The organism is Exiguobacterium sp. s124 (genome assembly GCF_018617485.1).
GTDB classification, from domain to species: Bacteria; Bacillota; Bacilli; order Exiguobacteriales; family Exiguobacteriaceae; genus Exiguobacterium; species Exiguobacterium aestuarii.
Genome location: NZ_JACSKH010000003.1, coordinates 111,889 through 138,004, shown reverse-complemented (window position 1 = coordinate 138,004; position 26,116 = coordinate 111,889). Strand labels below are relative to the sequence as shown.

At 45.9% G+C, this 26,116-nt stretch carries 29 protein-coding genes and 1 tRNA gene; 16 read left to right on the top strand and 14 right to left on the bottom strand.

Going from position 1 to position 26,116, the window contains the following annotated elements:
- Positions 1-122: 122 nt before the first annotated feature.
- Positions 123-2,192, top strand: a complete 2,070-nt coding sequence (locus KNO85_RS12995) for an alpha-amylase family protein (RefSeq protein WP_214790703.1) — start codon at positions 123-125, stop codon at positions 2,190-2,192.
- Between the two features lie 22 nt (positions 2,193-2,214).
- Here KNO85_RS12995 and KNO85_RS12990 read toward each other — a convergent pair whose 3' ends face one another.
- From KNO85_RS12990 to KNO85_RS12980, 3 genes are all read right to left on the bottom strand, one after another.
- Positions 2,215-4,830 (bottom strand): putative bifunctional diguanylate cyclase/phosphodiesterase, encoded by a 2,616-nt coding sequence (locus tag KNO85_RS12990; protein ID WP_214790701.1) that lies wholly within the window; start codon positions 4,828-4,830, stop codon positions 2,215-2,217.
- A gap of 114 nt (positions 4,831-4,944) precedes the next feature.
- Positions 4,945-5,811 (bottom strand): YitT family protein, encoded by an 867-nt coding sequence (locus tag KNO85_RS12985; protein ID WP_214790699.1) that lies wholly within the window; start codon positions 5,809-5,811, stop codon positions 4,945-4,947.
- 75 nt (positions 5,812-5,886) lie between these two features.
- Entirely contained in the window at positions 5,887-6,294 is a 408-nt protein-coding gene (locus tag KNO85_RS12980; protein WP_074033005.1) for a YkvA family protein, read from the bottom strand.
- Positions 6,295-6,407: 113 nt separating this feature from the next.
- On the opposite strand from KNO85_RS12980, the gene KNO85_RS12975 reads away from it, so the two are divergent.
- Entirely contained in the window at positions 6,408-7,646 is a 1,239-nt protein-coding gene (locus tag KNO85_RS12975) for an aminopeptidase (protein ID WP_214790697.1), read from the top strand.
- A gap of 46 nt (positions 7,647-7,692) precedes the next feature.
- Here KNO85_RS12975 and KNO85_RS12970 read toward each other — a convergent pair whose 3' ends face one another.
- Positions 7,693-8,475 (bottom strand): alpha/beta hydrolase, encoded by a 783-nt coding sequence (locus KNO85_RS12970; RefSeq protein WP_214790695.1) that lies wholly within the window; start codon positions 8,473-8,475, stop codon positions 7,693-7,695.
- 112 nt (positions 8,476-8,587) lie between these two features.
- On the opposite strand from KNO85_RS12970, the gene KNO85_RS12965 reads away from it, so the two are divergent.
- The 6 genes from KNO85_RS12965 to KNO85_RS12940 all read left to right on the top strand — a co-directional run bounded on the left by KNO85_RS12965 (position 8,588) and on the right by KNO85_RS12940 (position 11,451).
- Entirely contained in the window at positions 8,588-9,169 is a 582-nt protein-coding gene (locus KNO85_RS12965) for a TetR/AcrR family transcriptional regulator (RefSeq protein ID WP_214790693.1), read from the top strand.
- Positions 9,162-9,506: a DMT family transporter gene (locus KNO85_RS12960; protein ID WP_214790691.1), complete on the top strand. Its 345-nt coding sequence runs from the start codon at positions 9,162-9,164 to the stop codon at positions 9,504-9,506. The genes KNO85_RS12965 and KNO85_RS12960 overlap by 8 nt, the downstream gene beginning before the upstream one ends.
- Positions 9,503-9,817, top strand: a complete 315-nt coding sequence (locus KNO85_RS12955; protein WP_214790690.1) for a DMT family transporter — start codon at positions 9,503-9,505, stop codon at positions 9,815-9,817. Before KNO85_RS12960 ends, KNO85_RS12955 begins: the two co-directional genes overlap by 4 nt.
- Before the next feature lie 71 nt (positions 9,818-9,888).
- The gene (locus tag KNO85_RS12950; RefSeq protein WP_214790688.1) at positions 9,889-10,446 is read left to right on the top strand and encodes a GNAT family N-acetyltransferase; all 558 of its coding nucleotides are present in this window, start codon (positions 9,889-9,891) and stop codon (positions 10,444-10,446) included.
- 87 nt (positions 10,447-10,533) lie between these two features.
- Positions 10,534-10,606, top strand: a tRNA-Val gene (locus KNO85_RS12945).
- A 149-nt stretch (positions 10,607-10,755) separates the two neighbouring features.
- Positions 10,756-11,451 (top strand): DUF554 domain-containing protein, encoded by a 696-nt coding sequence (locus KNO85_RS12940; protein WP_214790686.1) that lies wholly within the window; start codon positions 10,756-10,758, stop codon positions 11,449-11,451.
- A gap of 22 nt (positions 11,452-11,473) precedes the next feature.
- On the opposite strand, the gene KNO85_RS12935 is transcribed toward KNO85_RS12940, so the two are convergent.
- The 4 genes from KNO85_RS12935 to KNO85_RS12920 form a co-directional block, all read right to left on the bottom strand.
- Positions 11,474-11,692, bottom strand: coding sequence for a FeoB-associated Cys-rich membrane protein (locus tag KNO85_RS12935; RefSeq protein ID WP_214790684.1), 219 nt, complete (start codon positions 11,690-11,692; stop codon positions 11,474-11,476).
- Between the two features lie 11 nt (positions 11,693-11,703).
- Positions 11,704-13,680: a ferrous iron transport protein B gene (gene feoB / locus KNO85_RS12930; protein WP_214790682.1), complete on the bottom strand. Its 1,977-nt coding sequence runs from the start codon at positions 13,678-13,680 to the stop codon at positions 11,704-11,706.
- Positions 13,677-13,913 carry a FeoA family protein gene (locus KNO85_RS12925; RefSeq protein ID WP_034771241.1) on the bottom strand — a complete coding sequence of 79 codons (237 nt, stop codon included), beginning with the start codon at positions 13,911-13,913 and terminating at the stop codon, positions 13,677-13,679. The genes feoB and KNO85_RS12925 overlap by 4 nt, the downstream gene beginning before the upstream one ends.
- 145 nt (positions 13,914-14,058) lie before the next feature.
- A complete protein-coding gene (locus KNO85_RS12920; RefSeq protein WP_251130701.1) occupies positions 14,059-14,847 on the bottom strand; it encodes a pyrroline-5-carboxylate reductase family protein in 789 nt (262 codons plus the stop codon).
- 192 nt (positions 14,848-15,039) lie between these two features.
- On the opposite strand from KNO85_RS12920, the gene yidD reads away from it, so the two are divergent.
- On the top strand, positions 15,040-15,309 hold the full coding sequence (yidD, locus tag KNO85_RS12915) for a membrane protein insertion efficiency factor YidD (RefSeq protein WP_015880777.1): 270 nt from the start codon (positions 15,040-15,042) through the stop codon (positions 15,307-15,309).
- 127 nt (positions 15,310-15,436) lie between these two features.
- Entirely contained in the window at positions 15,437-16,789 is a 1,353-nt protein-coding gene (locus tag KNO85_RS12910) for an alanine/glycine:cation symporter family protein (protein ID WP_214790678.1), read from the top strand.
- Positions 16,790-16,806: 17 nt separating this feature from the next.
- On the opposite strand, the gene KNO85_RS12905 is transcribed toward KNO85_RS12910, so the two are convergent.
- Positions 16,807-17,172: a potassium channel family protein gene (locus KNO85_RS12905; RefSeq protein WP_214790676.1), complete on the bottom strand. Its 366-nt coding sequence runs from the start codon at positions 17,170-17,172 to the stop codon at positions 16,807-16,809.
- Positions 17,173-17,259: 87 nt separating this feature from the next.
- On the opposite strand from KNO85_RS12905, the gene KNO85_RS12900 reads away from it, so the two are divergent.
- Positions 17,260-18,489 carry a cytochrome P450 gene (locus KNO85_RS12900; protein ID WP_214790674.1) on the top strand — a complete coding sequence of 410 codons (1,230 nt, stop codon included), beginning with the start codon at positions 17,260-17,262 and terminating at the stop codon, positions 18,487-18,489.
- A gap of 56 nt (positions 18,490-18,545) precedes the next feature.
- Here KNO85_RS12900 and KNO85_RS12895 read toward each other — a convergent pair whose 3' ends face one another.
- Positions 18,546-19,295, bottom strand: coding sequence for a sugar nucleotide-binding protein (locus tag KNO85_RS12895; protein ID WP_214790672.1), 750 nt, complete (start codon positions 19,293-19,295; stop codon positions 18,546-18,548).
- 100 nt (positions 19,296-19,395) lie between these two features.
- Between KNO85_RS12895 and KNO85_RS12890 the strand changes: the two genes are divergently transcribed.
- Both KNO85_RS12890 and KNO85_RS12885 read left to right on the top strand, forming a co-directional pair.
- Complete coding sequence (locus tag KNO85_RS12890; RefSeq protein ID WP_214790670.1) at positions 19,396-19,971, top strand: GNAT family N-acetyltransferase; 576 nt, start codon at positions 19,396-19,398, stop codon at positions 19,969-19,971.
- Positions 19,972-20,044: 73 nt separating this feature from the next.
- A complete protein-coding gene (locus KNO85_RS12885; protein ID WP_214790668.1) occupies positions 20,045-20,854 on the top strand; it encodes a DUF368 domain-containing protein in 810 nt (269 codons plus the stop codon).
- 35 nt (positions 20,855-20,889) lie between these two features.
- On the opposite strand, the gene KNO85_RS12880 is transcribed toward KNO85_RS12885, so the two are convergent.
- On the bottom strand, positions 20,890-21,444 hold the full coding sequence (locus KNO85_RS12880; protein WP_214790666.1) for a methyltransferase family protein: 555 nt from the start codon (positions 21,442-21,444) through the stop codon (positions 20,890-20,892).
- Positions 21,445-21,623: 179 nt separating this feature from the next.
- Between KNO85_RS12880 and KNO85_RS12875 the strand changes: the two genes are divergently transcribed.
- A complete protein-coding gene (locus tag KNO85_RS12875; protein WP_214790664.1) occupies positions 21,624-22,670 on the top strand; it encodes an NAD(P)/FAD-dependent oxidoreductase in 1,047 nt (348 codons plus the stop codon).
- 11 nt (positions 22,671-22,681) lie between these two features.
- Here KNO85_RS12875 and KNO85_RS12870 read toward each other — a convergent pair whose 3' ends face one another.
- On the bottom strand, positions 22,682-23,095 hold the full coding sequence (locus KNO85_RS12870) for a VOC family protein (RefSeq protein ID WP_376778001.1): 414 nt from the start codon (positions 23,093-23,095) through the stop codon (positions 22,682-22,684).
- A 102-nt stretch (positions 23,096-23,197) separates the two neighbouring features.
- Here KNO85_RS12870 and KNO85_RS12865 point away from each other — a divergent pair, with 102 nt between their 5' ends.
- Complete coding sequence (locus KNO85_RS12865) at positions 23,198-23,569, top strand: hypothetical protein (RefSeq protein ID WP_214790660.1); 372 nt, start codon at positions 23,198-23,200, stop codon at positions 23,567-23,569.
- A 63-nt stretch (positions 23,570-23,632) separates the two neighbouring features.
- Here the strand turns inward: KNO85_RS12865 and KNO85_RS12860 are convergent, their stop codons facing one another.
- Complete coding sequence (locus tag KNO85_RS12860; protein ID WP_214790658.1) at positions 23,633-24,463, bottom strand: hypothetical protein; 831 nt, start codon at positions 24,461-24,463, stop codon at positions 23,633-23,635.
- A 316-nt stretch (positions 24,464-24,779) separates the two neighbouring features.
- Here KNO85_RS12860 and KNO85_RS12855 point away from each other — a divergent pair, with 316 nt between their 5' ends.
- Positions 24,780-25,007, top strand: a complete 228-nt coding sequence (locus KNO85_RS12855; RefSeq protein ID WP_214790656.1) for a hypothetical protein — start codon at positions 24,780-24,782, stop codon at positions 25,005-25,007.
- Positions 25,008-25,189: 182 nt separating this feature from the next.
- On the opposite strand, the gene KNO85_RS12850 is transcribed toward KNO85_RS12855, so the two are convergent.
- Entirely contained in the window at positions 25,190-26,104 is a 915-nt protein-coding gene (locus KNO85_RS12850; protein WP_214790654.1) for a hypothetical protein, read from the bottom strand.
- Between the last annotated feature and the right edge of the window lie 12 nt (positions 26,105-26,116).

Sequence of the window (26,116 nt, the reverse complement as noted above, 5' to 3'; positions counted from 1 at the left end):
GATTTCAGAAAAATCGACAGAAAATATTTTTTTGAAAAAGGAAAAAACGGGTAAATGTATAATCAATTAAGTGTAAGAACTTTATCCACCAGAAGACCATTAGATGCATAAGGAGAGTCAATATGTCAGAGAAATCATCGTTACACAAGTTATACCAGGTGTTACAAGATCAACGCACACACCTTACCTACGAGATTCCAAGTTTATGGAATCGCATGCGTTTTCCTTCCGAACCAATTCGTGACGGGGTCGAGCGTGTGAATCCGTACGATTTTTTAGTCGAAACGATTGAAAAAGCCATTCTTCCATATGCAGTGGAAAATCGAGAATATCGTACTTCCATCGCAAGTGCCGATGGTCATTTACAGACAGGTGGCGATTGGATTAAGCGTGCCTCTGTCTATTCGATGCAGGTTCGTACATCTACTTCTTGGGATCATGACGGATCAGGTTATGTGGAGATGGAAAACTCATTTGGAATGAAAGACACAGGTACATTTGTGAAAACGCTTGCACTCATTCCGCATCTTCTTTATATGGGAATTGATACATTATTCCTATTACCAATTTCGCAACATAGTCATAAAAATAAAAAAGGTGAATTCGGATCTCCTTATGCGGTTCAAGATTTCTTCGCCATTGATGAAGAATTAAAGGAAACGTTAACCGGTGATGCGATGACTGTCGAAGAAGAATTTTCGGCATTTGTGGAAGCTTGTCACATGGTAGGGATTCGTGTCGTCATCGATGTCATCCCTCGGACGTGTGCGCGAGACAATCGACTCATCCTTGAAAATCCAGAGTGGTTCTATTGGATTCCGTTAGCCGAAGTCGATTATTACCATCCGCCATCTGTGCCGGGCATTGGAGAAAATGTGAAGCCTGAATTTGCTTTCTTGCCAATGGTGTACAACTCAGAAGATGTATGGCAACACTTACGGAGATTCTCGATGGCTCCGAACTTGCTGGATGCTGAAAAATGGGAGCGAGTACGTGCTTTCTTGATTGAACATCCAGAAGAGAACGTACTCGCGACGATTGAACGAGAGTTTGGGTTGACGACAGCTCCTGCCTTTTCGGACTGTATCAACGATCCACAACCGCCTTGGTCGGACGTGACTTATTTCCGTCTCTTTTTAGACCATCCGCTTGCGGCGGCACCTTACGTGAACGACGCGAACATCGCGCCTTATATTCTGTTTGATTCAATCAAGTCCAATCAATTCCGAGGAAATATCATCAATGAGCCGCTCTGGGAAATGCTCGCTGATATCATTCCACATTATCAACGAGAATATGGCATCGATGGGGCCCGTATCGATATGGGGCATGCTCTTCCTGTCGATTTGGCGCAGCGGATTTTAGCGAAACCACGCTCCCTTGATTCGAACTTCAGTTTCATCGCGGAAGAATTGATTGAAGCAGGAGCTTGGGCGGCGAAAGATGCCGGTTATAACATGATCATCGGATACGGGTTTTATAAAGAACCTCGATTCCAAACACATGAGACGCATCAATTTTTATACGACTCTCGCTTTTTACCACTTCCGGTATTTGCGGCAGGCGAAACAGCAGATACGCGTCGCCTAGCTACGCGAGAAGGCGGGCGACAAGCAAGTCGGTTATTGACAGTCTTAAACGGCTTTATGCCAAATGGTGTCCCGATGACAAACTCTGGACTCGAACTATACGAGACGCAGCCGATGAATACCGGGCTCGATTGCCGTCCGGAAGAAGCGTACCAACTCTTCCCGACAGACCCATATTTCGGCAAACTCGCATTTTTTGATGCGTATCAGTTCCATTGGGACCACCCGGAGCGAGATGAAATGATTGAAGTGATGCATCAAGTGGCGGAAATTCGTCGTCGTTGGCTCGATGTACTCGTCGACCCGAACCATTTTGAACCACTCATCTTAAATGAACCGTTCGCACCGTTTATCGGATTCGCCTGGTTACGTCCGGAGACGAACGATACGTTGCTCGTTGTAGCGAATACGAATATGTGGGAACCGTTGCGAGGAGTCATCTCTCTCGATGGGGTACGTCGTCGAAATTGGAACGCGAGTCGTTTCGCAGAGATGGTATATTCACCGAATTCGTGGCCGTATGCGGAGCATTCGTTCGATGAACAATGGAATCTTCACATCGACCTGAAACCAGGAGAAGTCAAAGTATATGAGATGAAATAAAAAAACGCCTTGGACCGAAACATCATTCGGTCCAGGGCGTTGTGTGTTTCATGTAATAAATGATGAACTCATCAAGTGGCATCGGTTTTGCATAACGATACCCTTGCATGGAGTCACATCCGATTTTACGGAGGAACGTCTCTTGGTATTCGGTTTCCACACCTTCAGCGACGAGCGCCATGCCAAGTTGTCTTGCCATCGCGACGATGGTCGTCGTGACCATTTGATATTCACGGTTCTCTTCGAGTTGCATCGTGAATTCACGAGGGATTTTCAGTTCGTCGATTGGATAGCGGACGAGATAAGCGAGTGAACTATATCCTGTCCCAAAGTCGTCAATCGAGAGTTTGATGCCGAGTGATTTTAATTCTAAGATCCGATTCAAAACACGGTCTGAATGATGGGCAGCGACCGTTTCGGTCAATTCAAAATTGAGTCGTGACGGATCGATCGGGAATCGTTCGAACAACGTATTCAAGTAATCGATTAAATGTTCATCGAATAACTGACGAACGGACAAGTTGACCGAGAGCTTCGGTAAATGAATGTCTCCTTGTTCGAACACATGAAGCAATTGGAACGTCTCATGAATCATCCAACGACCTAAATCATGAATATGACCAGTTTCTTCAGCAATCGGAATGAATTGACTTGGCGGGATGAACGTCCCGTTATGTTGCCAACGCATGAGGGCCTCTGCTCCGATGACTGCCTTCGTAGACGCATCGACTTGAGGTTGAAGGAAAAGTGAAATTTCTCCTTTTTCAAGTGCGGTATCGAGCCCTTCCATCAACACTTTTCGTTCTTCCTTGTCTTCCCGTAACTCCGGTTCGAACATGACGGTCTCGTCCCGACCATTATCTTTCGCGCGATACATCGCCAAGTCGGCATTCGAGAGCAAGTGTTTTAATTTTTTTCCATGCTCCGGGAAACGGACGATTCCAATCGAGGCATGCACTTCAACGAGCGTTCCGGCCATGTAATAAGGCGGGCGATAGACGAGACGTCGCAAGCGTTCTGTCAGCATTTCATCGTCACCATGTTCAGCGACAACGATGAATTCATCACCACCTAGACGTCCGGCATACTCGTTTGGAAGGAGTGCGGTCCGTAGGCGCTTTCCGATATGTTGCAAAAGCTCGTCTCCCATGTGGTGACCGAACTGGTCGTTGATTTCTTTAAACCCGTCCAAGTCAGAGAACATGAGCGTGAACGTGCGACCTTCCTCAATCAATCGTTCGATTTGTTCTTGTAGCGCATAGCGGTTGTGAAGTCCTGTCAAACTATCGAATTTTGCCTGATACAAGATTTGTTCTTGTTGTTCAATCATCTGCGTGATGTCTTTCGCGATGGCGTAGATCCCTTCGACTTCTCCATCGATAATCATTGGGACGTTGACGAGTTGCCAGACGCGTGTCTCGCCTTCTTCGGTCATGATGCGCACATCGATTGTTCTCGGTCGACCGTTCGTTAATTCTTGAAGAATGATTGTATACGGTGCACGATCTTTTGATTCGATGATATCGAGGATATTTGATCCGAGTAACTTGTCCGTCGTCAATCCGAGAATCGAACTGCCGGCCTCGTTGACCGATAACACTTCGCCATGTAAGTCGAATAAAAAGATTGGTTCTGAGTGGTAGGCGAAGAGTGAACGATATTGCTGCTCACGAATTTCAAGTTCGTGTGCTTTCGTCGATACGGCGACCTCTAAATCTGTGTTGACCGTATGGAGACGATGGCTGATGAGCGCGTTCTGTTTTGAAACGACAAACTGGCGAATGAGCAATAGAAGTACGGCATTCGCAATCATCGAGTCGAATACAGACGTACCAAGAAGACGATCTGAAGCGAGCAAGAATAGCATCACGACCACGCTATACAAAACGTAATCCAAAATGGAATCGTAGGCGAGGGCGTCTTCGGAAACGTCATCGATCCAATAACTGATTGAAATCATGAGAATACTACTCACTTGAATGAGATGGATCAGTTCATGTGTGATGCCCGAAAACACGAAGAGCGTGTTCGCGATCGAGGCAATCGTGAAGGCTAAAATTCCAACGAGTACAAGAATTCGGAATTGTTGACCGGCCGAGACGACCCGATTCAAGTATAAGAATGAAAGCATCATGTAGAGACTGATCAGTAGCATTTGTTCTTCAAAACCACTCAACTGAGACACGAGTGATACATCTTGTGTGGCGTAGAACCAAATATGTAGTGCACCGATTGCAAGGAAACTAAATAAAGCAAACAGGTCGAACGTGCGTAGTTTCAACGTTCGAATCTCAATCGATTGGGTGATGACAATTAAAGCCATGATTAAGTAAAAGAAATTTTGCAGGAACAACAGCGATTGTGTATTGGTACCTGTCGAATCGTAATGCATCAGTAAATACAGGGCGAAGCATACATTTCCCGCACTGATCAAAACGTGGATAAATCGTCGCATCCCTTTATGTTTAAAAATCGCCACTCCGCTCAGTAGGATTGCAGCTCCTGAAATGACGAGGTGATAGATGAGCAACGTGATGTTTCGCAGATCATGAGGGGTCAAAAATAAAAATAAAAGTCCGGTAGAAAAAGTTCCGATGAGAATCGCCGGAACGTATTGGCGCAACGAGTAAACAGACAACTCATGCACCTCCTTCTTTATATATATGGGTCTCTTATTTATTATCGGAACAGGTGACCGAAGATTACACAAAAAATCGACAACAATACGAGATTGTTGTCGAATATGTTGAAATTATAGTGTATACGAGTGCTCTTTGAAGTTCCCGACGATTGAATCAATTTCTGACACGGTGACAAATGCCTCAGAATCAATTTCAGAAACGATTTGACGAAGGCGTGGAATTTCATTGTTTTGGACGACGACGTATAGCATTTTTTTCGAGTCGTTCGAATACCCGCCTGTCGCATCCATAATCGTGACCCCACGTTTTAAATTCTGTTTAATGACCAAGTTGATTTCATCCGCTTTTTGACAAATGATGAAACATTGTTTTTGAGCGGAGAAGAACTTGTGAATCGTGAGTAACGTTCGTGAACGGACAAAACTTAACACAAGTGCATACATAACAGCTTTAATGTCGAAGACGATGAAGACTAATACATAAACAATGATATCTTGTGTCAAAAAGATTTTAGGTAGCGATAAATTTCGATTATTCATATAGATGACTTTTCCTAAAATATCGAGCCCCCCGGTAGAAGCGCCAGCGAACAGGAGAAGTGCGAGTCCGAGTCCAGAGACGATTCCGCTGAACACCGAAGCGACGAGCGGATCATCAAGTGGAGTCGGTGGAATGAGAATCGGTAAACTATCAATCAAAATGGAAGAGAGCACGACGACGATTCCTGTCATCAAAATAAAACGTCTCCCTAAATATTTCAATCCCAATATAAAGAGTGGGATATTGAGCACGAGTTGCGTCATCCCAATTGGCGTTCCGAATAGCTCGTTCGTAATCAACGTGATTCCGACGATTCCCCCGGAACCAATCTCATTCGGTTTGAGCAGTAAACTGACAAAGACAGACTGAAGGATTGTCCCGGCAATGATGAACAGTACCGTTTCAAGGGCAACCCGTTTTCGAGATTTAGCATACATAGATAATGGCTAGGCCTTACGCCTCCTTTTGGTAAGTCTTCTGCTAGCGTACTGCTACTCGTGTATCATTTCAAGTCACAATTCGTTATGGAATCGATCGATGTCACTCGCTAATTGTTCATGCACGTAGTCGATGACTTGAGCGTCATCAAAAAGTCCGAGCGGCACGTCATCTGGAATCGCATCGAACGGTGAAACGAAGTACAGAATGGCTGCAACGAGCTCTTCTTGTTTGTCAGGTTGCATTTCAAATTGATCGTTATACAGGGCGCGCAACATATTCAACATTTGTTTCATCTGGAAGTAGAGTGTCAGTTCCTCTTCGCGTTCGATGTTGCTGATCTCATTTGATGCCACGTCCACGGTTACTTTTGCGAGCGCGCGCTCACCTTGGACGAGTAAGTCACCGAGTTGTTCTCGATCATGAATGTCTTCTTTCGCTTGTTTTAAAAAGTGTGTGTACGTTGATTTCCAATCTGCCATAGTATATTCCTCCTTCATTCTTCATCTACTAATATGCCCGTTTTTGCGCATCGGTTGCAACTTTTCCTGAAATTTAAGAAAATAAAGATAACTGAAAAGGAGGAACGATACATATGTCTATGATTTCTATGCCGACAGAGGCAGATTTCGCACGCTATGCAGAGCTAGCTGTGAAAAAGGGTGTCAATATTCAACCGGGGCAACAGCTAGAAGTACGTGCCGATATTAGCCAGGCACCACTTGTCCGTCATGTGGTGAAAGCTGCGTATGCGGCTGGTGCCAAGCAGGTGTTTGTCAATTGGAGCGATGAGGAGACATCGAAAATTCGATATTTTGATGCACCAGCAGACTCATTCAAAGAATTTCCGGATTGGTTGAAAGCTCGTTTTGAGCAATTGGCTGAAGAAAAAACAGCTTTCTTGTCAATCGTCAGTGATGATCCGGATGCCTTGAACGGTGTTGAATCGTCGCGCATCTCGGATGCGAACCGTGCAGCCGGACAAGCGCTAGCGAAGTGGCGTCAATATGTGATGAGTGACAACGTGAGTTGGTCAATCGTCGCAGGTGCGTCAGAGGCTTGGGCTGAAAAAGTATTCCCGGGGCGTGAAGATGCGGTCGCCGCGTTGTGGCAAGCGATTTTCGCAGCTACACGTATGGACCAAGAAGATGTGGTCGCGGCGTGGGATACACATGATCAATCACTTCGTAGCCGTGCGAAGCTGTTGACTGAGAAAAAGTATGTGAAGTTGCACTACAGCGCACCAGGCACTGAACTGACAATCGGACTTCCGAAGAAGCACGTCTTCCTTGGCGGTGGCGGTCCAAACGTCGATGGCATCGACTTTATCGCCAACATGCCGACAGAAGAAGTATTCACGCTCGCAGATAAAGATTCTGTGGAAGGTCACGTGTCGAGCACGAAGCCGCTCAGCTACAGCGGAAACTTGATTGACGAGTTCACGCTTTGGTTTGAAGGTGGGAAAGTCGTCAAAGCGGAAGCGAAAAAAGGACAAGCGGCTCTGGATGAATTGTTGAACATGGATGAGGGGGCTCGCCGTATCGGTGAAGTCGCACTTGTTCCAGATGATTCTCCAATCTCGAACTCAGGTCTTCTCTTCTATAACACGTTATTTGATGAGAATGCATCGTGTCACTTGGCATTAGGTCGTGCATACTCGACATGTCTCGAAGGTGGCCCTTCGATGTCACAAGAGGAACTCGCGGCGAACGGTGCGAATGACTCGATGACACACGTTGACTTCATGATCGGGTCAGCAGAAATGAATATCGATGGCGAACGAGAAGACGGCACGCGTGAAGCAATCATGCGTGACGGGAACTGGGTCATCTAAGTAAAAGAACAAAAGAGCGAATTCCGAAACCGGAATTCGCTCTTTTTCATGTGACGTCGTACAAATAACGAAGGACGTGGGGCAAACGGCGGCGCCAAGCTAACTCGTTATGAACTGCATCCGGCTCGACTTCGTAACGGAAGGCAATGCCTTTTTGCGCAATCACTTCGACGAGTTTGGCATTCGTAAACAAATAATCTTTCGATGTGATCGGTCCGCTCTCTTCATTCGTCCCGATATCCATATACAGTTTCCCTGTGAAGTCCACTTGTTGTAACGCCTGGATTAAAGGATCGAGGTTCGCCCAAGCGGCGGTGGAGAGAGAGCCGACTCTTTTGATGGAAGGGTAGGTCGCCATCATATATAAAGAGATGACCCCTCCCATCGAACTCCCCATGACACCGACATCGTCTGGGTCTGTCGCATACTCCTTGTCGATTCGTGGTTTTAACTCCTTCATGAGCCAATCTGTATACATACGACCTTGGCCACCAAGTGTCGGTCGTGTTTTCGCAAGTTCGGGTCCGATACGGCGATATAACATCTCATCTTCCTCGTACGAATACTCGTCATAGCGGTCCAACCAGTTCGGAGCGCTCGCAATGGCAACGACCATAAGGGGGAGTCGGAGTGTATCGATGCAACGGTCAATCTCCCAGCCTTCTCCATATGTAGCAGTGCTTCCGGAGAATACGTTTTGCCCGTCATGCATATAAAGGACGGGCAGTGGGGTGTCGGTATCGACCCAGTCTGGCCGAAACACGCGGACAATCCGTTTTTGAACACGCATCTTCTCTGTTGGGATGGACACGTTCAATTGTTCAATCATCTTTTTCACCTCTTTCATCTTGTATTGTGGAGAATCAAGAAAGAAATGACAATCACCAACATTGACTACCTACCGTTCGTTAGGTAAAGTGGTCGGGAGGAGAGTGAGACTGGTGAATACAAAAGATAAGATTATGCAATCTGCGCGAACGCGGTTTGCCCGTGAAGGATATGAAGGATTGTCACTCGCGGCAGTAGCTGAAGATGTAGGGATTCGTAAAGCTTCTTTATACGCCCATATCGATGGGAAAGAGCAACTGTTTAAGCAAGTCGTGACCGATATGGCGAATCGTTACGAAGAGGCTTGGCGACAAACGTGCGAGGATACCGTAAATCGATCCCCTTTAGAACGGATTGATTCGATTGTGCGTACACTCACGTCATTCTTTAGCGATCATGAGACGTGGATGTTGACGAAACGAATGCTACTCGTACCACCTCCAGAATTTCGGGATTATATCGAAGAAGTCATTGGGAAAGTGGAGACGGAGCTAAAAGGATTTGAAAAAGAACAGTTCCGTCTTGCGATGGAGCGTGGAGATTTACCGTCGCAGCGACTCGATGAACTTTATGCTGCATACTATTGTTTTTTAGACGGCGCTTTGCTGTCTTTGTTTACGTTTGAAGATGACAGGGAGATGCGACAACGAGCCGCCTTCCGAATCTTTAAGAAAGGGGTGGGATGGAATGAATAAGGAAAGAGTCGCTTGGATTTCTCTCTTGTTCGCAGGATTGCTAGAAATCATATGGGCTACGACGATGAAGCTATCGGAAGGATTTACGGTGCTTGTTCCGACGCTATGGACGATTGTTCTGTTGATTGTCAGTTTCGGTTTGTTAGCCAAAGCATTCCGGGTTCTCCCAGCAGGTACCGGCTATGCCGTCTTTACGGGAATCGGAGCGGTCGGTACGGTGATTGTCGGTGCTCTTCTTTTTGATGAGGCGCTCAGTGGTTGGAAGCTCTTGCTTGTGACGACGTTGATCATCGGCATCATCGGATTGAAGCAAGTGACAGGAGGGCAAGAAGCATGAGTTGGGTATTTTTGATTGGTGCAGGCATTGCTGAAATGACGGCCGTCTTCTTTATGGGAAAATCAAAAGGATATCAAATTTTAAAATGGTCGGTATTGTCGATTTTTTCGTTCGCGCTTAGTTTCTATTGGTTATCGAAGTCACTTGAAGATATTCCGTTAAGTCTGGCTTATTCCATTTGGGTCGGGATTGGTGCGGCAGGTGGCGTCATTCTAGGTATGCTCTATTTAAATGAATCAAGAAGTCGTTGGCGCATTTTTTATTTGATGATGATTATTGGAAGTGTGATCGGATTAAAAGTTGTATCGTAAAGGATTGAAACAAGCTGAAAACGGGAATTGAATAATTCAGATTATGAGATGGAAGAAAGGGGCGGAAAACGATGCATCTTGTTGAGTTGCAATCCGAACGTTTGCGGTTTGAACCGTACACAATCTCTGATTTCTATTTTGTTAAGTCGCTTCTCCAAGATCCTCGGGTGATGCGCTTCATCAGTCCGGACGGGAGACCGTATACAGATGAACAAACAATCGAATGGTTCGAACGTCAATTGGCCCGGTATGAAACAGGACGCCAGACGGGGCTATTGAAGTTGATGACGTTCGAAAGTGATGAACCGATTGGTCATGCCGGTACACTGCTCCATGATTTAGATGGCAAACTTGAGTTAGAAGTCGGCTATTGGTTGTCACCAAAGCATTGGCACATGGGTTACGGGCGTGAAGCAGCTGCGCGGTTGATGCAGTATGCCTTTACCGAAGGGGAAAAGGAAATCATTTCGCTCATTCATCCAGATAACGTTCCGTCTCAGCGCGTGGCGAAAGCGAACGGTCTTCATTGGGACCGCGACACGTTATACCAGAACATGCTCGTATCTGTTTATGCAGGTGATTTGGAACGCCTCTGCCGGCATATCGATCGCCAACAAATGACGCGTTAAAAAAAGTACAAAAAACTTTTAAAAAGTTGTTGCCAACTTAATAGTTTCTTGATATATTAATAGTGTCCTTAAGAGAGGACACGACCTGATTCTGTAGCTCAGCTGGGAGAGCGCTACCTTGACAGGGTAGAGGTCGCTGGTTCGAGCCCAGTCAGAATCACTTGGGTGCCAAACCCTCGAGAAACCCACCGGAACATGGGTTTCCGCGAAGCCACTTCTTGCGAGAAGTGGCTCTTTTTTTGTATATTGACATGGCGCGAAAGCAATTGGTATATTCCTCTCAATACATAATGAAACGGGGAATGCAAAATGGTGTTAACAGGAACCCTCGTCAATGCCGGACTAATCGTCATCGGGTCATTGTTAGGTCTCTTATTCCACCGCATTCCAGAGCGTATGAAAGAGACGGTGACGGCAGCGATCGGACTTGCGGTCATCTTGCTTGGCATTCAAATGGGGATGAAGAGTGAAAACTTCTTGATTGTCATCGGAAGTCTTGTCGTCGGGTCTGCGCTCGGGGAATGGTGGAAGCTAGATGAAGTATTGAATGAAATCGGCTACCGACTTGAGCGGCGTCTCGGGAGTCAATCGAGTGTAGCGGAAGGATTCGTCACAGCAACGCTCATCTTCGTGATTGGTGCAATGGCCATCATTGGTGCGCTCGATAGTGGGTTACGTGGCGATCATGACGTACTGTATACGAAAGGGTTGATTGATGGGTTCACCGCTCTCGTGTTAAGTTCGACGCTTGGAATTGGCGTCATGTTTTCAGCTGTGCCTGTACTTCTATACCAAGGAGGAATCGCACTGCTCGCCATTCAAATCATGAAGTTCATTCCGGAATCGCTCATGGACAGCTTTATTTTAGAGATGACCGCGACCGGTGGGGTGATGATTGTGGCGATTGGGCTGAATTTGGTTGGAATTACAAAAATTCGCGTCGCCAACTTATTGCCGGGCATTCTCGTGGTCGCGATGATTGTTTCTGTCATACATATGCTGTAAAGAAAAAAAGACTGAATTCGATTCAGTCTTTTTTCGTGGTTGCATTCATTGTGGAAGGCTCTTTTTGTAGAGCTTCCGCAATGATTTTATCCCAATCGGCTGCATCGCACGCCGTTGTACAGGTAGGTTCAATTTCACATGTCGCACATTTCCCGCCTTTTGCTTTACGTGTGTAGCGATAAAGAGAAAATGCGGCATATCCAAAAACAATGAATCCGATGAGTAGGTCAAAGAATGACATGGTATTCCTCCTTACGCAAATCCGAATAAGCGACCGACTTGATAAATGACAAGAGACACCACATAGGCGACACCTAGACCGTATAAACTGGCGAACCATGTCAACTTGGCACTACCCACTTCTCGCCGGATGACAGCGACTGTCGCCAAACAAGGGACATACAGTAAAACGAATGCCATGAAGCTATACGCGCTGAGTGGGGTGAAGATCGGTAGTAGCGAATCGGATAAATCTGATTCGCCGACCGCATAGATGATTGCCATCGTAGACACGACCACTTCTTTTGCTAAGAATCCGGTGATGAGCGAGGCCCCGGCTTGCCAAGTTCCAAATCCGAGAGGAATGAGTACTGTTGCGATCAATCCACCGATCATTGCCAAGAAGCTCTCGTTCATCGGTACATCAAAGCCGCTTGGACCTGAATAGGCAAGTAGCCAGATGAACACAGAGCCACCAAAAATAAATGTACCTGCTTTTCGAACGAATCCTTTCGCTTTTTGCCAAGTGCTACGCCATAAGGTAAGTCCTTGGGGAACGCGGTATGGGGGTTGTTCGACGATGAATAAACTTGTCTGATCTTCAGCGGCCAATGCCTTCGTAAAGATTTTCGCGGCAATCAAGGCAAGGAAGATTCCCAACATATAAAGCGAGAGAACGATGAGTGCTTGATGAGTAGAGAAGAAACTCGCCGCGAACACAGCGTAAATTGGAAGTCGGGCCGAACATGACATGAATGGTGAGATGAAGATGGTGACGAGGCGTTCTCTCTCCTCTTCTACCGTTCGAGCGGCCATGATTCCAGGAACGTTACATCCGAATCCGATAATCATCGGGATAAAGCTTTTTCCATTCAGTCCGACGAGTTGCATGAAACGATCCATCACGATGGCGACTCGCGCCATATATCCGGAGTCCTCTAAAAATGAGATAAAGAAAAAGAGGACAAAGATTTGCGGAACAAAAACCAGCACGCCACCGACGCCTGCGATGACACCGTCTACGAGAAGGGCTTGAATGAATGGAGAAGCTCCTACAGCATCTAACATCCAAACCGTTCCTGATGTGATCGGACCAGACAATAGGCCGTCTAATAAATCGGAGATTGGTGCACCAATCCAATTAAACGTCACGTGGAAAAGCGCATAGAGTACCCCGAAGAAAATGGGTAAGCCTAAGATCGGATGCGTCACAACCGCATCGATGCGATCTGTCATCGTCACGTCTTGTACATTTTGATTTTCAATGACTTGGTATCGAATCTGTTTCGCCCAATCGCGACGACGCTCAGTGATGTGTGCGTGTGCAAAGCGTCCTATAGCCGTTTCGAGTTCTTTTCGGACGGCAACAATCTCTGGAGATGATGCTTCTAAATGGTCAACGACAATCCGGTTGCCTGCTAAATATTGAATCGCGATCCAACGATCCGTTCTCGATCGACCAATTAAACGAAGGATGCGTGTAATCGCTTCTTCGGTCTCTGGCCCATAGTTTAATTCGAAAGGTTGACGCTTCTCTATTTGAATCGATGAAAGCAAGAAGTCACAACCATCACCTGTTCGTGCGGTGATCGGGAAGACATCTACTTGGAGGAGTGTTTTTAATTTATCGAGATGGACGTGCATCCCACGGCTTTCTGCGACGTCGACCATATTTAAACCGATTTGAAGCGGTCGTCCCATCTCTAGAAGTTGCAAAGTAAGTTGTAAGTTCCGTTCTAATTGTGAGGCATCGACAATATTGATCATCCCGTCAAATGGTTCATGCAATAAGAAACGGGAAACAATCGCTTCATCTGCCGAGAGCGGATCTAAATCATACACTCCAGGCAAATCGATTAATTGTCCGACTTTCCCGTGTAACTGACCGATTTTTTGTTCGATTGTGACACCGGCCCAGTTGCCCACATGCGCGAATGAACCTGTTAATCGATTAAACAATGAAGTTTTACCTGTATTTGGATTGCCAATCAATGCGATACGTTGGTTCATGGTACAATCACTCCGATTTTTTCGGCATCTGATCTTCGGATGGCGATAATTTGTTGATGATCGACTTGTTCAATGGTGAGCGGTCCTGAAAAAATAGCTCTGCGCTTCACACGTACAGAGCATCCCTCGTAAAAACCAAGAGAAATCATTCGGCGGCGCAAGCGATCATCAATTTTAGTCAAATCAGATAGAATGACGGTTTGATTCAACGCGACATGTCGTAATAGACTCATAAGTAACCTTCCCTATCTTTTGATAACGATTCTCATTTGATATCTTATCATGTTCAAGATGAAAGTAAAATATTGTTCACGTAAAAAGTTATTATTAATAAATAATAAGGTCGAGTGAACATAAAGAAGCGTAAACGAGTATCGTTTACGCTTCTTCAATCGTTTCATGATCTTCTTTGGCACTTTCACGTAAGGCTGAAGCCATCACGTCGGCAAGGTTGCGGTCTCGTAACACGCCGACACCACGGTCGGTCGGTCCACCTGGAGCAGCGACGTCAGCAATGAGTTCATTCGTCTCACGTGTTTCATGTGACAGTAACTCTGCAGAGCCTTTCATCGCCTGAGCCACAATTTGACGAGCCGTCGCTTCGTCGTATCCGACATCGGTCAAGACCGGAGTCATCGCCCCGACGATCTCATAAAAGAAGGCCGGGCTACATCCCGCGGCTGCCATGAATGCTGACATCGTCTTTGCATCCGTGATGGCCGTTCGACCGACACGCTCAAAGAGGGCAGTTGCTTTCGCGCGATCGGCCTCATCTGTTTCAGGACCGAACCATAAGCCTGTCATCCCGCTCCGATATGCGACCGGCGTGTTTGGCATCGCGCATACGGCAGGAAGTCCTGAAGCTTCTTCTAATTGGCTCGGTTCGATATGTGCCGCAACCGATACAAGTAGTGGGGTCTTCCACTCTTTTGATTCCACGTAAGGAATGACGCCGTCCGGTTGCATCGCTAGTACGACGATGTCATAGTCGTTCACGTTTTCTGCTTCGACGATGTGTACGCCGAGTTCATCTTGTAGGAAGTTCAAGCGTTCCCGATCACTTCGGTTCGTCATGGTAATTTGTGTCGGTTCGATTCCTGAGTCAATCCACCCTCGAACGAGCGCTTCACTCATTGATCCTGCACCGACCATTAGTAAATGTTTCATCATTCGTCACCTCTTCTATTCGATTCGGTCAATAGTTATGTTGACTATCATAACAAACCTGCTGTCGAATATCGCCCATCTTGCTCATTTGTTAAGAGATGGAAAACGATTTGACATATGGAGCGGTGAACATGACAAACGTTTCAAATCGCGCTATGATGGCACTAATTCAACAGAGTGAGGCGAAATCGCGTGAAACGTGTACTAGTAAAAGGGATTCAAGGTTATCAACGTTTTATTTCACCATTAAAGCCGCCGACATGCCGGTTTTATCCGAGTTGTTCACACTACGGAATCGAAGCGATTGAGAAACATGGAGCCGTCAAAGGAAGTTATTTAACCGCTCGCCGGCTCATCCGTTGTCAACCGTTTCATCCGGGCGGGCTCGATTACGTCCCGGATACATTTGATTGGAAAGCGCCCTTACAACGAGAGAAGCCTGAATCACAGCGAGACGATTAAGTTCGTCTCGTTGTTTGTATACAGATGAAAAGATCCGGAGTTGTTTTAGCACAATACTTTTGCATTGTTCTAAGTATTCTGAAAAAATAGAGGTGTACACTATTTTCGGGGAAAGGGGATACTTTGTATGGGGCAATCATTTAGTGAATGGGTGAGTACGGCATCCAATTTTGTATGGGGACCACCGCTTTTAATTTTGCTTGTGGGGACAGGCATTTACTTGACGGTGCGTCTAGGTGGTATTCAAATTACCAAATTACCGTATGCATTGAAATTGGCATTTTCGAAAAATCAGGATCAATCCTCAAAAGGGGATATCAGTCACTTCCAGGCGCTCATGACCGCGCTGGCGGCGACCGTCGGTACGGGGAATATCGTCGGGGTGTCGACAGCAGTTGTATTAGGAGGACCAGGAGCCATTGTCTGGATGTGGGTGTCTGGGTTCTTTGGGATGGCAACGAAATATGCGGAAGCTGTTCTGGCTGTTAAATATCGGGTGACCGATGAACGCGGTCAAATGGCTGGGGGACCGATGTATTATCTAGAACGAGGTTTGAATCAACGTTGGTTAGCGGTGGCGTTTGCTGCATTCGCCTCGATTGCGGCGTTTGGGATTGGGAACGGGGTTCAGACGAACTCTGTCGCGCTCGCGCTGAAAACGACATTCGACGTACCACTCTACATATCAGGAATTCTCATCATGATTTTTACAGGCGCGGTCATTCTTGGGGGCGTACGTTCTATCGGGAAAGTGGTCAGCTACTTCGTCCCGGTCATGATTGCCTTCTACTTAGGTAGCGGTCTCTTGATCATGATCATGAATTACACGCTTATTCCAGATGCGTTCACACTCATCTTTAGCAGTACGTTCAGTGCGGAAGCCATCGGTGGGGGAGCCATCGGAGCAGCCATTCGATATGGTGTCGCGCGTGGTGTCTTCTCGAACGAGGCAGGTCTCGGTTCTGCTCCGATTGCAGCGGCTGCTGCGAAGACGGATATGCCGGGTCGTCAAGCACTCGTCTCGATGACGCAAGTCTTCTTAGACACGCTTGTCGTCTGTTCGGTGACCGGTTTGACACTCGTCATGGGTGGTCAAATCGGGACCGGGTTAGAAGGGGTTGAATTGACTTCGGCCACATTTGAATTATTCCTCGGTCCGGCGGGTGGTTACATTGTGACAATCGGACTTGTTTTATTCGCCTATTCGACCGTTCTCGGTTGGTCGTATTATGGAGAACGTTCCATCCATTACTTGTTTGGACAAAAGTCGATTCTGCCATATCGAATTGCCTTCGTGCTTGTCGCTGGACTAGGTGCCATGACGACCAACTTGAACTTAGTATGGGCGTTATCCGACGTCTTCAACGGTTTGATGGCCATCCCGAACTTGATTGGTCTCTTGTTCTTGTCGGGCGTTGTCATTGCAGAGACGAAGCGATTCAATCAACAACTTGAAATTGAAAATCGAAAAGTGTCCTAAACAGGTTGACGCCATCCTCATGAATCAGAGGGTGGCGTCTTTTGTTTTGCTTCTAGTTCATCTAGCCGTGCCTTTTGAAGGTGGTCGAACACTTTAGTAACGAATCCGACCACAATGCCGACACCCGTGATCACATAGCCAATCGTGAAAATTTTCCCGATATCGGTCTGAGGGGCAAAATCGCCATAGCCGATGGTCGTTAATGTGATGACACTGAAGTAGAGCGCGTCGAGCCATCGCATCGCCTCAAATTGAGCATAAAAAAGTGTTCCAGATAGGATGGTGAGAAAGGCAAGGCTGAATAAGACTTGGAACTCAGGGTCCCGTAGACCGCGCCAAATTCCACGTACAATCCGGCGTAATGTCAGTAAGAACGGTAACATGTCACTCGCTCCTTTCGATATTAGGTTTGTTCGCCAATAACACGGGAACATCCTTTATAGTTCGAAAAAAGAGAAAGGGTGAGTTGGATGGGGAAAGTCATTCCGAAGCAAGAAGGGCTCGACCACAGTGTCGATTTTTTACGGGAAGGTTATTTATTCGTCGCCAATCGACGTAAAAGTTTTCAGTCAGATCTTTTTGAGACTCGTTTGCTCGGGGAACGCGTGATTTGTCTTGGAGGAGAGGACGCCGCTTCCTTGTTTTATGTGGCGGACAAATTTACACGTCAGGATGCTGCACCGAAGCGTCTTCTCAAAACACTATTCGGAGAAGATGGAGTGCAAACATTAGATGGGACGGCACATACGCACCGGAAACGTATGTTCATGTCATTGATGACGAAAGAAAACATCGATCGTCTGCTCCGGCTGACGGGTCGCGAGTGGAAACGAATCAAACAGACGGAAGAACTTGTTTTATATGATGTAGCCCAACAGGTGTTGATGAAGGCCGTATGTGAATGGGCGGGGGTCCCGCTTGCACGAGACGAGGTGGCGAAGCGGACCGATGAAATGAGATTGCTATTTGAATCAGGTACGTCTCTTGGTCTGACGTATTTGCAAGGTCGGAAGGCAAGAAGTTCGGCTGAAGCTTGGATTCGACAGATGGTGAAAGAAGTACGGTCGAATCAATTATTGCCGAATGAACAGACGGCGCTTTATGAATTCTCATGGCATCGAGATGAATCAGGTGAGTTGTTGCCTGAAGAAGTGGTGGCTGTCGAAGTTTTAAATATTCTACGCCCGACTGTCGCGATCTCGGTTTATGTTCTGTTCACGGTCCTAGCATTGCATCAATTCCCTGAAGAAGCAGAACAAGTGAAGCAAGGACAGGTCACGAAAACAGCATTTGTCCAAGAAGTGAGACGTTTTTATCCATTCTTCCCCGTAGCGGCAGCTCGAGTCAAAACCGACTTTGACTGGGAGGGATATACATTTACAGAAGGAACGCTGACGCTTCTTGATCTCTATGGAACGAACCATGATTCTTCCATTTGGGCAGAACCTGATCTGTTCGTCCCTTCCCGTTTTACAGATTGGAAGGAGAGTCCGTTCAATTTCATTCCGCAAGGTGGCGGGGACGTAGATTTTGGGCATCGTTGTGCAGGAGAGCATGTGACGATTGCGATTCTCGAGCAAGTGATTGAGTTGTTTACCGAAGAGTTCTCGTATACCGTCCCTCCTCAAGACTTGAGCTATAGCTTTGTCGATATGCCGAGTCTGCCAAAAAGTAAACTGCGATTGACTGATGTAAAATGAATCTCATAAGAAAACGCCTACTCTTGGTTGAGTAGGCGTTTTGTATGGAATGCGGTTCATTTCGCTTGTAGATTAAGACGTTTTGAAATCGGACGGATTGGGACGGATGGATCAATCATCCGATTATCCCGTTTTGGTTCATCCGTGCATTCAATCTGCCAATCGGCGTCATGAAGCTCTTTTAGCCCGACCGCAATGTCGTATAAGGAATAGTTCGCATTTCCGTTTAGCTGATAAATACCAGGTCCGCGTTTTGTCAAAATTTCGAATAAAGCTTCCGCCGTATCTGGTAAAAACGAGCAAGATGGATACCAATGCTCACTCGCTTGAATGACACCTCGTTGTTTCATCTCGTTCGTAAAATAGTCCATCATATTGTTCGATCCGGCTTCATCCCCAATCTGCCATCCAAGACGAACAATCTGAGCGCCCGGGTTGACGCGAACGATGGCTCGTTCACAGTCACGCTTATACTTTCCGTATTCATCTTCAGCATCCGGTGTCGTGTCCGGTGAGATGGGTCCAGTCACGTCATCTGAAAAAATCGACACTGTACTCGTAAACAAGAACGGAATTTTCATTTCCCCGCATAAACGAGCGAGTGTCTCGGCCCATTCAACCGGCCCCATGCCGATATGTAAAAAATAGTCCGGTCGGATGCTTTCGATAAATTGTCGCATCTCCTGTTCATCCGTCGTGGACACTTGCTCACGATTCCACGCAATCCCCTCAATGCCATGATGTTGTAACGTTTCGGCAACAACGGGCGCTACCGTACCATTCATTCCAGTAATGATTGCTTTCATTTCGTTTCGCCCCTTTCTCTCTATATGATGCCACAAAATGGGCGTAAACAAACAATCGATGTGCTGTCCTATGCTAGAGTAGATGATGGAGGGATCAATGATGAATATTCGACAAGCAACGAAGCAGGATTGTACAAAAATCGCGCCACTCATGTATCAGGCAATACATGAAATCGCATATACGTTGACGGGGTCAACAAATACGGATGAAGTGTTGGAACGATTGGCGATGTGGGTGGAAAAGCCGAAAAATCGATTAAGCCACGAAAACATATGGGTGGCCGAGATTGAAGGGGAAGTAGCAGGAATGATCATTTCGTATCGAGGAGACGAGGCGGAAGAATTGGATCGACCGATTCGGGAATGGTTGACGGCACATGGGAGTGAAGAAGAATTAGATGTTGAGACAGAAGGATTCGTCCAATACATCGACTCGCTCGCTGTATTAGAGGCATATGGTGGCCGTGGCATTGGGACGAAGTTAATCGAACATATCTGTACCGTCGCGACAGAGCGTGGTATCCCAGCGGTCACCTTGAACGTAGACCAAGCGAATCCAGCAGCCCATCGCTTGTATACGCGACTCGGATTTCAAAAAGAAAAAGAAATCAATATTTCAGGAGCTCGATTTGACTATATGAAAAAAGAGACATCTTCGACTCTTTTCTCGGTCTAAAAGCGGATGCACAAACGTCCTTTCTCGACTATACTAAGTGCTTGAGGAAAGATATATGCAAAGGAGATACGTTATGGAGTGGAAGAATATTTGGCGAGGGATGGCCATGGGGACGAGTGACTTGATTCCTGGTGTAAGTGGCGGTACCATCGCAGTTATTTTAGGCATCTATGATCAATTGATTGAAGCAATTAGCGGTGTATTCAGCCGATATTGGAAAAAGTATATTGGTTTCTTAATTCCACTAGCAATCGGGATGGGCACAGCCATCATCGCCTTAAGTCGAATAATCGAGTACTTGTTACTTGAGTATTATGCGCCGACACAGTTTTTCTTTATCGGATTGATTTTAGGAATCATTCCTTTACTCTTTGTAGAGTTTAAATCGCGCGCATCGATTCGACCAATCCATGTCATCGCGATGATTGTAGCAACGATTCTCGTGGCGAGTATGGCGTTTCTTAATCCGGTCGATTCATCCGTCATCACGGATGTGACCTTTGGGACGGCGCTTCTCTTGTTCTTTTCTGGATGGTTAGGAAGTATGGCGATGCTACTCCCGGGAATCAGCGGATCATTCGTGTTATTGCTGATTGGGGTTTATCCGACGGTTATCAGCGCCATCTCAAATTTCAATTTGCTCATTATTGGAATCGTCGGGGCAGGAGTGGCGGTCGGCTTTATTGTCAGCAGTAAGGTAATTCGCTATTTGCTATCAAATTTCCCAGGAATGACGTTTTCGGTCATCATCGGTTTGGTAGTTGGTTCACTCGCCGTCGTATTTCCGGGAGTGCCGGCCACTGGTCTCATGTGGGCACTTAGTATCATCGCATTTATCGCGGGGATTGTTGTCGTCCGATTACTTAGTCGTTACTCTGTATAAAACAGCAAGGAGTCCGGGATCCCCGGACTCCTTTTTTAATAGATAAACGGAAATAATCGTTTGCGAGACTTTGACCATGATACATACGATTGACCGAAGTGGCGGGTCAGCATCCCTTCCTCGATCCGAATCCGATATAGTAACGCAAGAGACGTAAGAACGGTGCCAATCAAAGCGACTGCCCAATGAAGAAAATACAAGGAGAAGCCTAGCGTAATCAATAGTAATCCTGTGTATAAAGGATGGCGTAAGAAACGGTAAGGCCCAGAGCTGACGAGCTCATCTTGCGGACGAACGACAACGTGTCGAGTAAATTGATGACGGAGATGAAAAATCCCCCAGTACCGTAACGATACACCCGCTATGTAAAACGAAAGGGCAAGCAATCGTTGAGTGATTGATGGGCGCGTCTCGACAAAGATTGAATAAATGATCGACAAAGTGAAAATGACGATCATCGTCGTCGCTACGAAATAAAAGCTTTTCCGCTCGACAGAACCATCCGTTGCCTCTTTACGATTACGAAATTTCCATGTCTCCACAAGCCAAAAACCGGACACGATGATCAGTAAAAGATCCATCCACTCCATAGCACACATCCTTCCTTTTGATTCATCTTTCCTTACCCGACCTTCGATGAAGAAAAACCAAGGGAGGATGGTGTTGGGAAAAAGTTTGTCAAAGGCGAAGAAACAGGTTATCATCTAATGAGAATGATTATCATTTTTAAAATGTAGACATCACGTACATAGAAGGGAAGGATACGACGATGGGTGAGGAACAATTCGACGTGACGATTATCGGTGGAGGTCCGGCAGGGTTATATGCTGCTTTTTATAGCGGGTTGCGAGGCATGAAAACGAAAATAATCGAATTTCAGCCTCACCTGGGTGGAAAACTTCACGTTTATCCAGAAAAAATGGTGTGGGATGTGGGCGGACTCCTTCCGACTTCAGGAGCAAACCTGATTGATCAACTCGTACAACAAGGTCTCACTTTTTCGCCGACGGTCATCCTAGGGGAGAAAGTGGAGTCGATTTTAAAACGTCAGGATGGATTATTTGGTATCGACACGTCGAATGGTCATCACGTATCCAAAACCGTCATCGTCGCGACCGGGAGCGGTATTTTGAGACCTCACAAAATCGAAGTGAGTGGGGCCGAACGCTTTGAATTGTCAAACCTTCACTATACGGTCAAATCACTTGAACGGTTCAAAGGGAAGCGGGTCTTGATTTCGGGTGGCGGAAATAGCGCTGTCGATTGGGCCAATGCACTCGAACCGATTGCAGAGAACGTTCTATTGGTTTACCGAAAAGAAGAGCTCGGAGGCCATGAGGCACAAGTCGAAAAAATTAAACAAAGCCGAGTCGATTGTTGTCCGCAGTCGAAAGTCACGGACTTGATTTCTCACGATGGACAATCGATTCAGCAAGTGCTGTTAACGCAGATCGACACGGGAGAAACAAGTGTGGTCGATATCGATGAGGTCGTGATCAATCATGGGTACGAACAAGATGCAGAACTTCTTCGAAACAGTGAATTAAACGTAGAGATGGTGAATGGATTTTACGTGAAAGGAAATGCAGGTAGCGAGTCATCCGTTCCTGGCTTATATGCTGCTGGTGATATTCTGACGCATGAAGGGAAGGTCCATTTGATTGCGGGGGCATTCCAAGATGCGGCGAACGCGGTGAATCGGGCCAAAACGTATATTGACCCGAACGCGACCGCTACAGCAATGGTCTCTTCTCATAACGAGCGATTAAAAGAGAAGAACCGTCAAATCATAGAAGAAACTTTGTTGAAGCAGTAAGGGGACCTCTCTTACTGTTTTTGCATAGGATAATCACAGAGCTCAGTGATGACACCGCCTGAATGACGTGGATCCATATAGATCAATCGTCGACCTTTTGCGGTAGTACGCAAGGTATCTTCTAAAAATGTAATGCCGTTCTGTTTGTGAGCGGCAATTGCTTTGTCCAGATCGTCGACACGGTATGCGATATGATGGACGCCTTTCCCTCGAGCTTTCATGAAACGAGCGATTGGACTCGTGTTACTCGTCGGTCGTAATAACTCAATGACATCCTCTCCGATATGAATGACGGCCAGCTCGGTTTCAACCCCGATGGCAGTATTTGTGTAACGGTCAATCAGTTTTCCGCCAAGCACCGTTGTATAAAATGTGATCGCTTCGTCTAAATCGCGGACGGCGATCCCAGTATGATCGATTTGCATGAACATTCCTCCTCAACCTTCAGTTTGCCTAAAGTTGAACAAAATGTCACTTCACAACGTTTCAACCACATCCGATATAATAAGAGAGGGAGGGACAGCGAAATGAACGGAAAAATCACGATGGGATTGGTGGGCACGTTCGCCCTAGTATCATTTGTGTTTGGACTCTCGCTTGCGACGTTTGTCGATTATCGCATCAATGAAGAGCAAGTTGTGCTCGAACGGTTAACCACCCATAAACAGATTGGTCCGACGGAGTTGCTGTCTACTGAGGTCGATTTTCATTTGAATGGATCGAATTATGCGATTCGTTTCAAGGATGAGCCGAACATCACGTATTGGTTCAATGTCGTCGATCGTCAAATCAAATTTGATCGGATTGAATCGCTCGATTTGAGAGACACGGGACTGCGGACAGAACTGTTTAAGGAAATGCCGCCTTTGGCGATGGAATCGACAACTGCTGCAGAATAAAAGACGTCGAATGAACAACTTTTTCCTGCGAGAATGAGTTGATGCAATCGACGTCTTTTTCATTTATGAATAGAGTGGGGTTGGTAGTACTTGTTGCGTAAGTGTATATGTACCACCGGACGATACTTGAGCCCCTTGCTTTCGAAGTGCGAAATTCAAGTCGGATTGCAGGTTAGTCGTAGAAATATGAGCCTCGTCGATATATCTGAACGAATCGAAAAACTTCTGTTGGAGGAAGGAAAGAGCTTCTCGTATCAGCGACTCGTCACAATCCAACTGAATTTCTTGGACGCAAGCGTGATACATATGTAATCGAACTTTCATGATTCCAATTGGACGGTGACACCAGCTTATCGTGTAAAACAATGTTTGTTGACGAATTTCTTGCGAAAATTGTTCATCTGTCATCGGAATGGCTCCCGGTAAGACATGGCAATGTGCATTTCGAAATGTAAGCCACTCCGATCTTCTTGAATAATCCATCAATTCGAGTGTCCAATACGTATGCGATGCTTTCTCGCACGGAATGAATGGTAGGTGATACGTATTTGTTTGATGGAACACTTGAAACCCGGATGCTCCGTACATTCGAAGCTTATCTTGATTATGGAAATCCTCTTCGTGAAGATAGTACGTAATCGGATATGTGGTTTCTCGACTTCGTTCATACATGATACGGTCGAGCAATCCTCTAAATACATGGCGATCGGTATATGTCGCTTTTGAGAGTTGAATGATTTGAAACGCTTCTAAATGCTCGTCATTTGCAACGAAAGCAGCCAACGGAATATTTTTGTTTAAAGCGATGTACACGTGCTGATGAGGAGGTAAGGAAAGGAGCGGGGGTGTCTTTGATAAGGGGTATAACGATTGAATGGAGATGCGTTCCTGCATAACTAATTGCCTACATTCTACAAAGCGTAGCGCTCGTTTCAAGGAGAATCCTTCTTTCTGAATGAGATAATAAGTACATTTAAATTGTAAGCGTTATCTTACTTAAAGTTGTATGGCATTCTCATGACACCTGATTGATGAAAATAATCAACAACTTTTATAAAAACATGAAATAAAATAGAGTGTAAGCACCTGATTCAGAAAAACTGATTAGTTACGCTGATGGATCTGTGAGTTTCGTCAAATGTCAGACGTGACGTGCGTCGAAGAAATGATATACTTAATCACAATGAAACCAATCAATTAGGAGTTTATGATGAAATATATTTATCAACTGATTCTCGTATCTATGTTGTTCATGATCGGTGCGCCCACGACGGTTATGGCCGAAACAGAACCAGTAGTTATTCATGAGAACATCATTGTCGAAGAAGAGTTAGAGATTCACGAAGGATTTCAATCACCCAATGAGATGGTGTATGTCTTCGTATTAATCGTATTATTATCAGTCGTCGGTTTAGGAATCATGAATACGATCGAATAACGTGAAAACGTTCACAAAAATGCAATAAGTCGTTTGGTAACGGTTACAATCGTTACTTTATACTTATATGTGTAGGAAGAAAGTTCTGCACCAACTTTCTGTCCTCCTTTTCAAATGAACACCCCTCGTTCATATCATGTATTGGAGTCAACCGATGTCATCGATTGACTCCCTTTTTTTGTCTAAAATCGAATTCGTTTTTCTTTTGCTAATCGTTTTAATCGCTTTGTCTCATCCGTATGCCCATGACTTTCTAAGAAATCAACATAGAAACGAAATGGTTCGGAACGATGTGAAAAGAATGGAATATACTCCGAAAACAGTTTTTGTTCAGCTTCTTGTAAATTCCCTTCTGCGACAAGGAGGCGAAGTTCTAACATTTTAAGGGCTTGATAGTTTTCGAGTGCGGTATCTTCTGTTTGGGATTTCTCTAACATGCGCTCGCAAAGTTTGAGGATGCGTGCGTGAAGAATTTTTCTCGTGTTGGTTTGACTGTGTTCGATCGGCAAGGTAGACAGCAAGTCGATTCGCGTAGAATCAACATCTTTTGGCACGTGAAGGGCAGTGTATAGGGCGCGGTCAATCCAGACGGTATCAATCGGTGCGTCTAGTTGATAGTAGTGGATGAGTTTTTGAAGCATGGTGACTTGTGAGATTTTTAAAAGACGAAACGGGTCGCTCGTTGAAAAAAGCGGTTCTTCTCCAGCCGACGTCGACAGAAGATAGAACATTTCTTCATACATCGTACGCGCTTCTGTGTATTCTTCGGCATAGTGGGCTAAATCACGGATGATTTTTTTTGCGTGGATATACCAATTTTTCTGGTCACGATCTGACATAACTTGATTGGGGCGGATATATAAATGTTCATATGCCGAATCGACAAAGCGTTCAGCTAACGTAATCGTTTGTGAGAGCGAATGACGCTCTTCTGAATGCTTTTTTTCTTTATAACGCGTGAACTGGCTGATCATAAAATCAAAGTCTTGATCGTCAATCACATCTTTAGGAGTATGACGGTACATTTCAACCAATAAATCACGTAACGTCGCCTCACCATACTGCTCCAACAACATGCGTAATTTTCCGATGCGCATCAGCTCTCCTCC

What these genes read in the sequence shown, in the direction of transcription:
- KNO85_RS12995 (WP_214790703.1), top strand. Translation starts at nt 123, where the DNA reads ATGTCAGAGAAATCATCGTTACACAAGTTATACCAGGTGTTACAAGAT.
- KNO85_RS12985 (WP_214790699.1), bottom strand. Translation starts at nt 5,811, where the DNA reads ATGTATGCTAAATCTCGAAAACGGGTTGCCCTTGAAACGGTACTGTTC.
- KNO85_RS12980 (WP_074033005.1), bottom strand. Translation starts at nt 6,294, where the DNA reads ATGGCAGATTGGAAATCAACGTACACACACTTTTTAAAACAAGCGAAA.
- KNO85_RS12975 (WP_214790697.1), top strand. Translation starts at nt 6,408, where the DNA reads ATGTCTATGATTTCTATGCCGACAGAGGCAGATTTCGCACGCTATGCA.
- KNO85_RS12970 (WP_214790695.1), bottom strand. Translation starts at nt 8,475, where the DNA reads ATGATTGAACAATTGAACGTGTCCATCCCAACAGAGAAGATGCGTGTT.
- KNO85_RS12960 (WP_214790691.1), top strand. Translation starts at nt 9,162, where the DNA reads ATGAATAAGGAAAGAGTCGCTTGGATTTCTCTCTTGTTCGCAGGATTG.
- KNO85_RS12955 (WP_214790690.1), top strand. Translation starts at nt 9,503, where the DNA reads ATGAGTTGGGTATTTTTGATTGGTGCAGGCATTGCTGAAATGACGGCC.
- KNO85_RS12950 (WP_214790688.1), top strand. Translation starts at nt 9,889, where the DNA reads ATGCATCTTGTTGAGTTGCAATCCGAACGTTTGCGGTTTGAACCGTAC.
- KNO85_RS12940 (WP_214790686.1), top strand. Translation starts at nt 10,756, where the DNA reads ATGGTGTTAACAGGAACCCTCGTCAATGCCGGACTAATCGTCATCGGG.
- KNO85_RS12935 (WP_214790684.1), bottom strand. Translation starts at nt 11,692, where the DNA reads ATGTCATTCTTTGACCTACTCATCGGATTCATTGTTTTTGGATATGCC.
- feoB (WP_214790682.1), bottom strand. Translation starts at nt 13,680, where the DNA reads ATGAACCAACGTATCGCATTGATTGGCAATCCAAATACAGGTAAAACT.
- KNO85_RS12925 (WP_034771241.1), bottom strand. Translation starts at nt 13,913, where the DNA reads ATGAGTCTATTACGACATGTCGCGTTGAATCAAACCGTCATTCTATCT.
- KNO85_RS12920 (WP_251130701.1), bottom strand. Translation starts at nt 14,847, where the DNA reads ATGAAACATTTACTAATGGTCGGTGCAGGATCAATGAGTGAAGCGCTC.
- KNO85_RS12910 (WP_214790678.1), top strand. Translation starts at nt 15,437, where the DNA reads ATGGGGCAATCATTTAGTGAATGGGTGAGTACGGCATCCAATTTTGTA.
- KNO85_RS12905 (WP_214790676.1), bottom strand. Translation starts at nt 17,172, where the DNA reads ATGTTACCGTTCTTACTGACATTACGCCGGATTGTACGTGGAATTTGG.
- KNO85_RS12900 (WP_214790674.1), top strand. Translation starts at nt 17,260, where the DNA reads ATGGGGAAAGTCATTCCGAAGCAAGAAGGGCTCGACCACAGTGTCGAT.
- KNO85_RS12895 (WP_214790672.1), bottom strand. Translation starts at nt 19,295, where the DNA reads ATGAAAGCAATCATTACTGGAATGAATGGTACGGTAGCGCCCGTTGTT.
- KNO85_RS12890 (WP_214790670.1), top strand. Translation starts at nt 19,396, where the DNA reads ATGAATATTCGACAAGCAACGAAGCAGGATTGTACAAAAATCGCGCCA.
- KNO85_RS12885 (WP_214790668.1), top strand. Translation starts at nt 20,045, where the DNA reads ATGGAGTGGAAGAATATTTGGCGAGGGATGGCCATGGGGACGAGTGAC.
- KNO85_RS12880 (WP_214790666.1), bottom strand. Translation starts at nt 21,444, where the DNA reads ATGGAGTGGATGGATCTTTTACTGATCATCGTGTCCGGTTTTTGGCTT.
- KNO85_RS12875 (WP_214790664.1), top strand. Translation starts at nt 21,624, where the DNA reads ATGGGTGAGGAACAATTCGACGTGACGATTATCGGTGGAGGTCCGGCA.
- KNO85_RS12870 (WP_376778001.1), bottom strand. Translation starts at nt 23,095, where the DNA reads ATGCAAATCGATCATACTGGGATCGCCGTCCGCGATTTAGACGAAGCG.
- KNO85_RS12865 (WP_214790660.1), top strand. Translation starts at nt 23,198, where the DNA reads ATGAACGGAAAAATCACGATGGGATTGGTGGGCACGTTCGCCCTAGTA.
- KNO85_RS12860 (WP_214790658.1), bottom strand. Translation starts at nt 24,463, where the DNA reads ATGCAGGAACGCATCTCCATTCAATCGTTATACCCCTTATCAAAGACA.
- KNO85_RS12855 (WP_214790656.1), top strand. Translation starts at nt 24,780, where the DNA reads ATGAAATATATTTATCAACTGATTCTCGTATCTATGTTGTTCATGATC.
- KNO85_RS12850 (WP_214790654.1), bottom strand. Translation starts at nt 26,104, where the DNA reads ATGCGCATCGGAAAATTACGCATGTTGTTGGAGCAGTATGGTGAGGCG.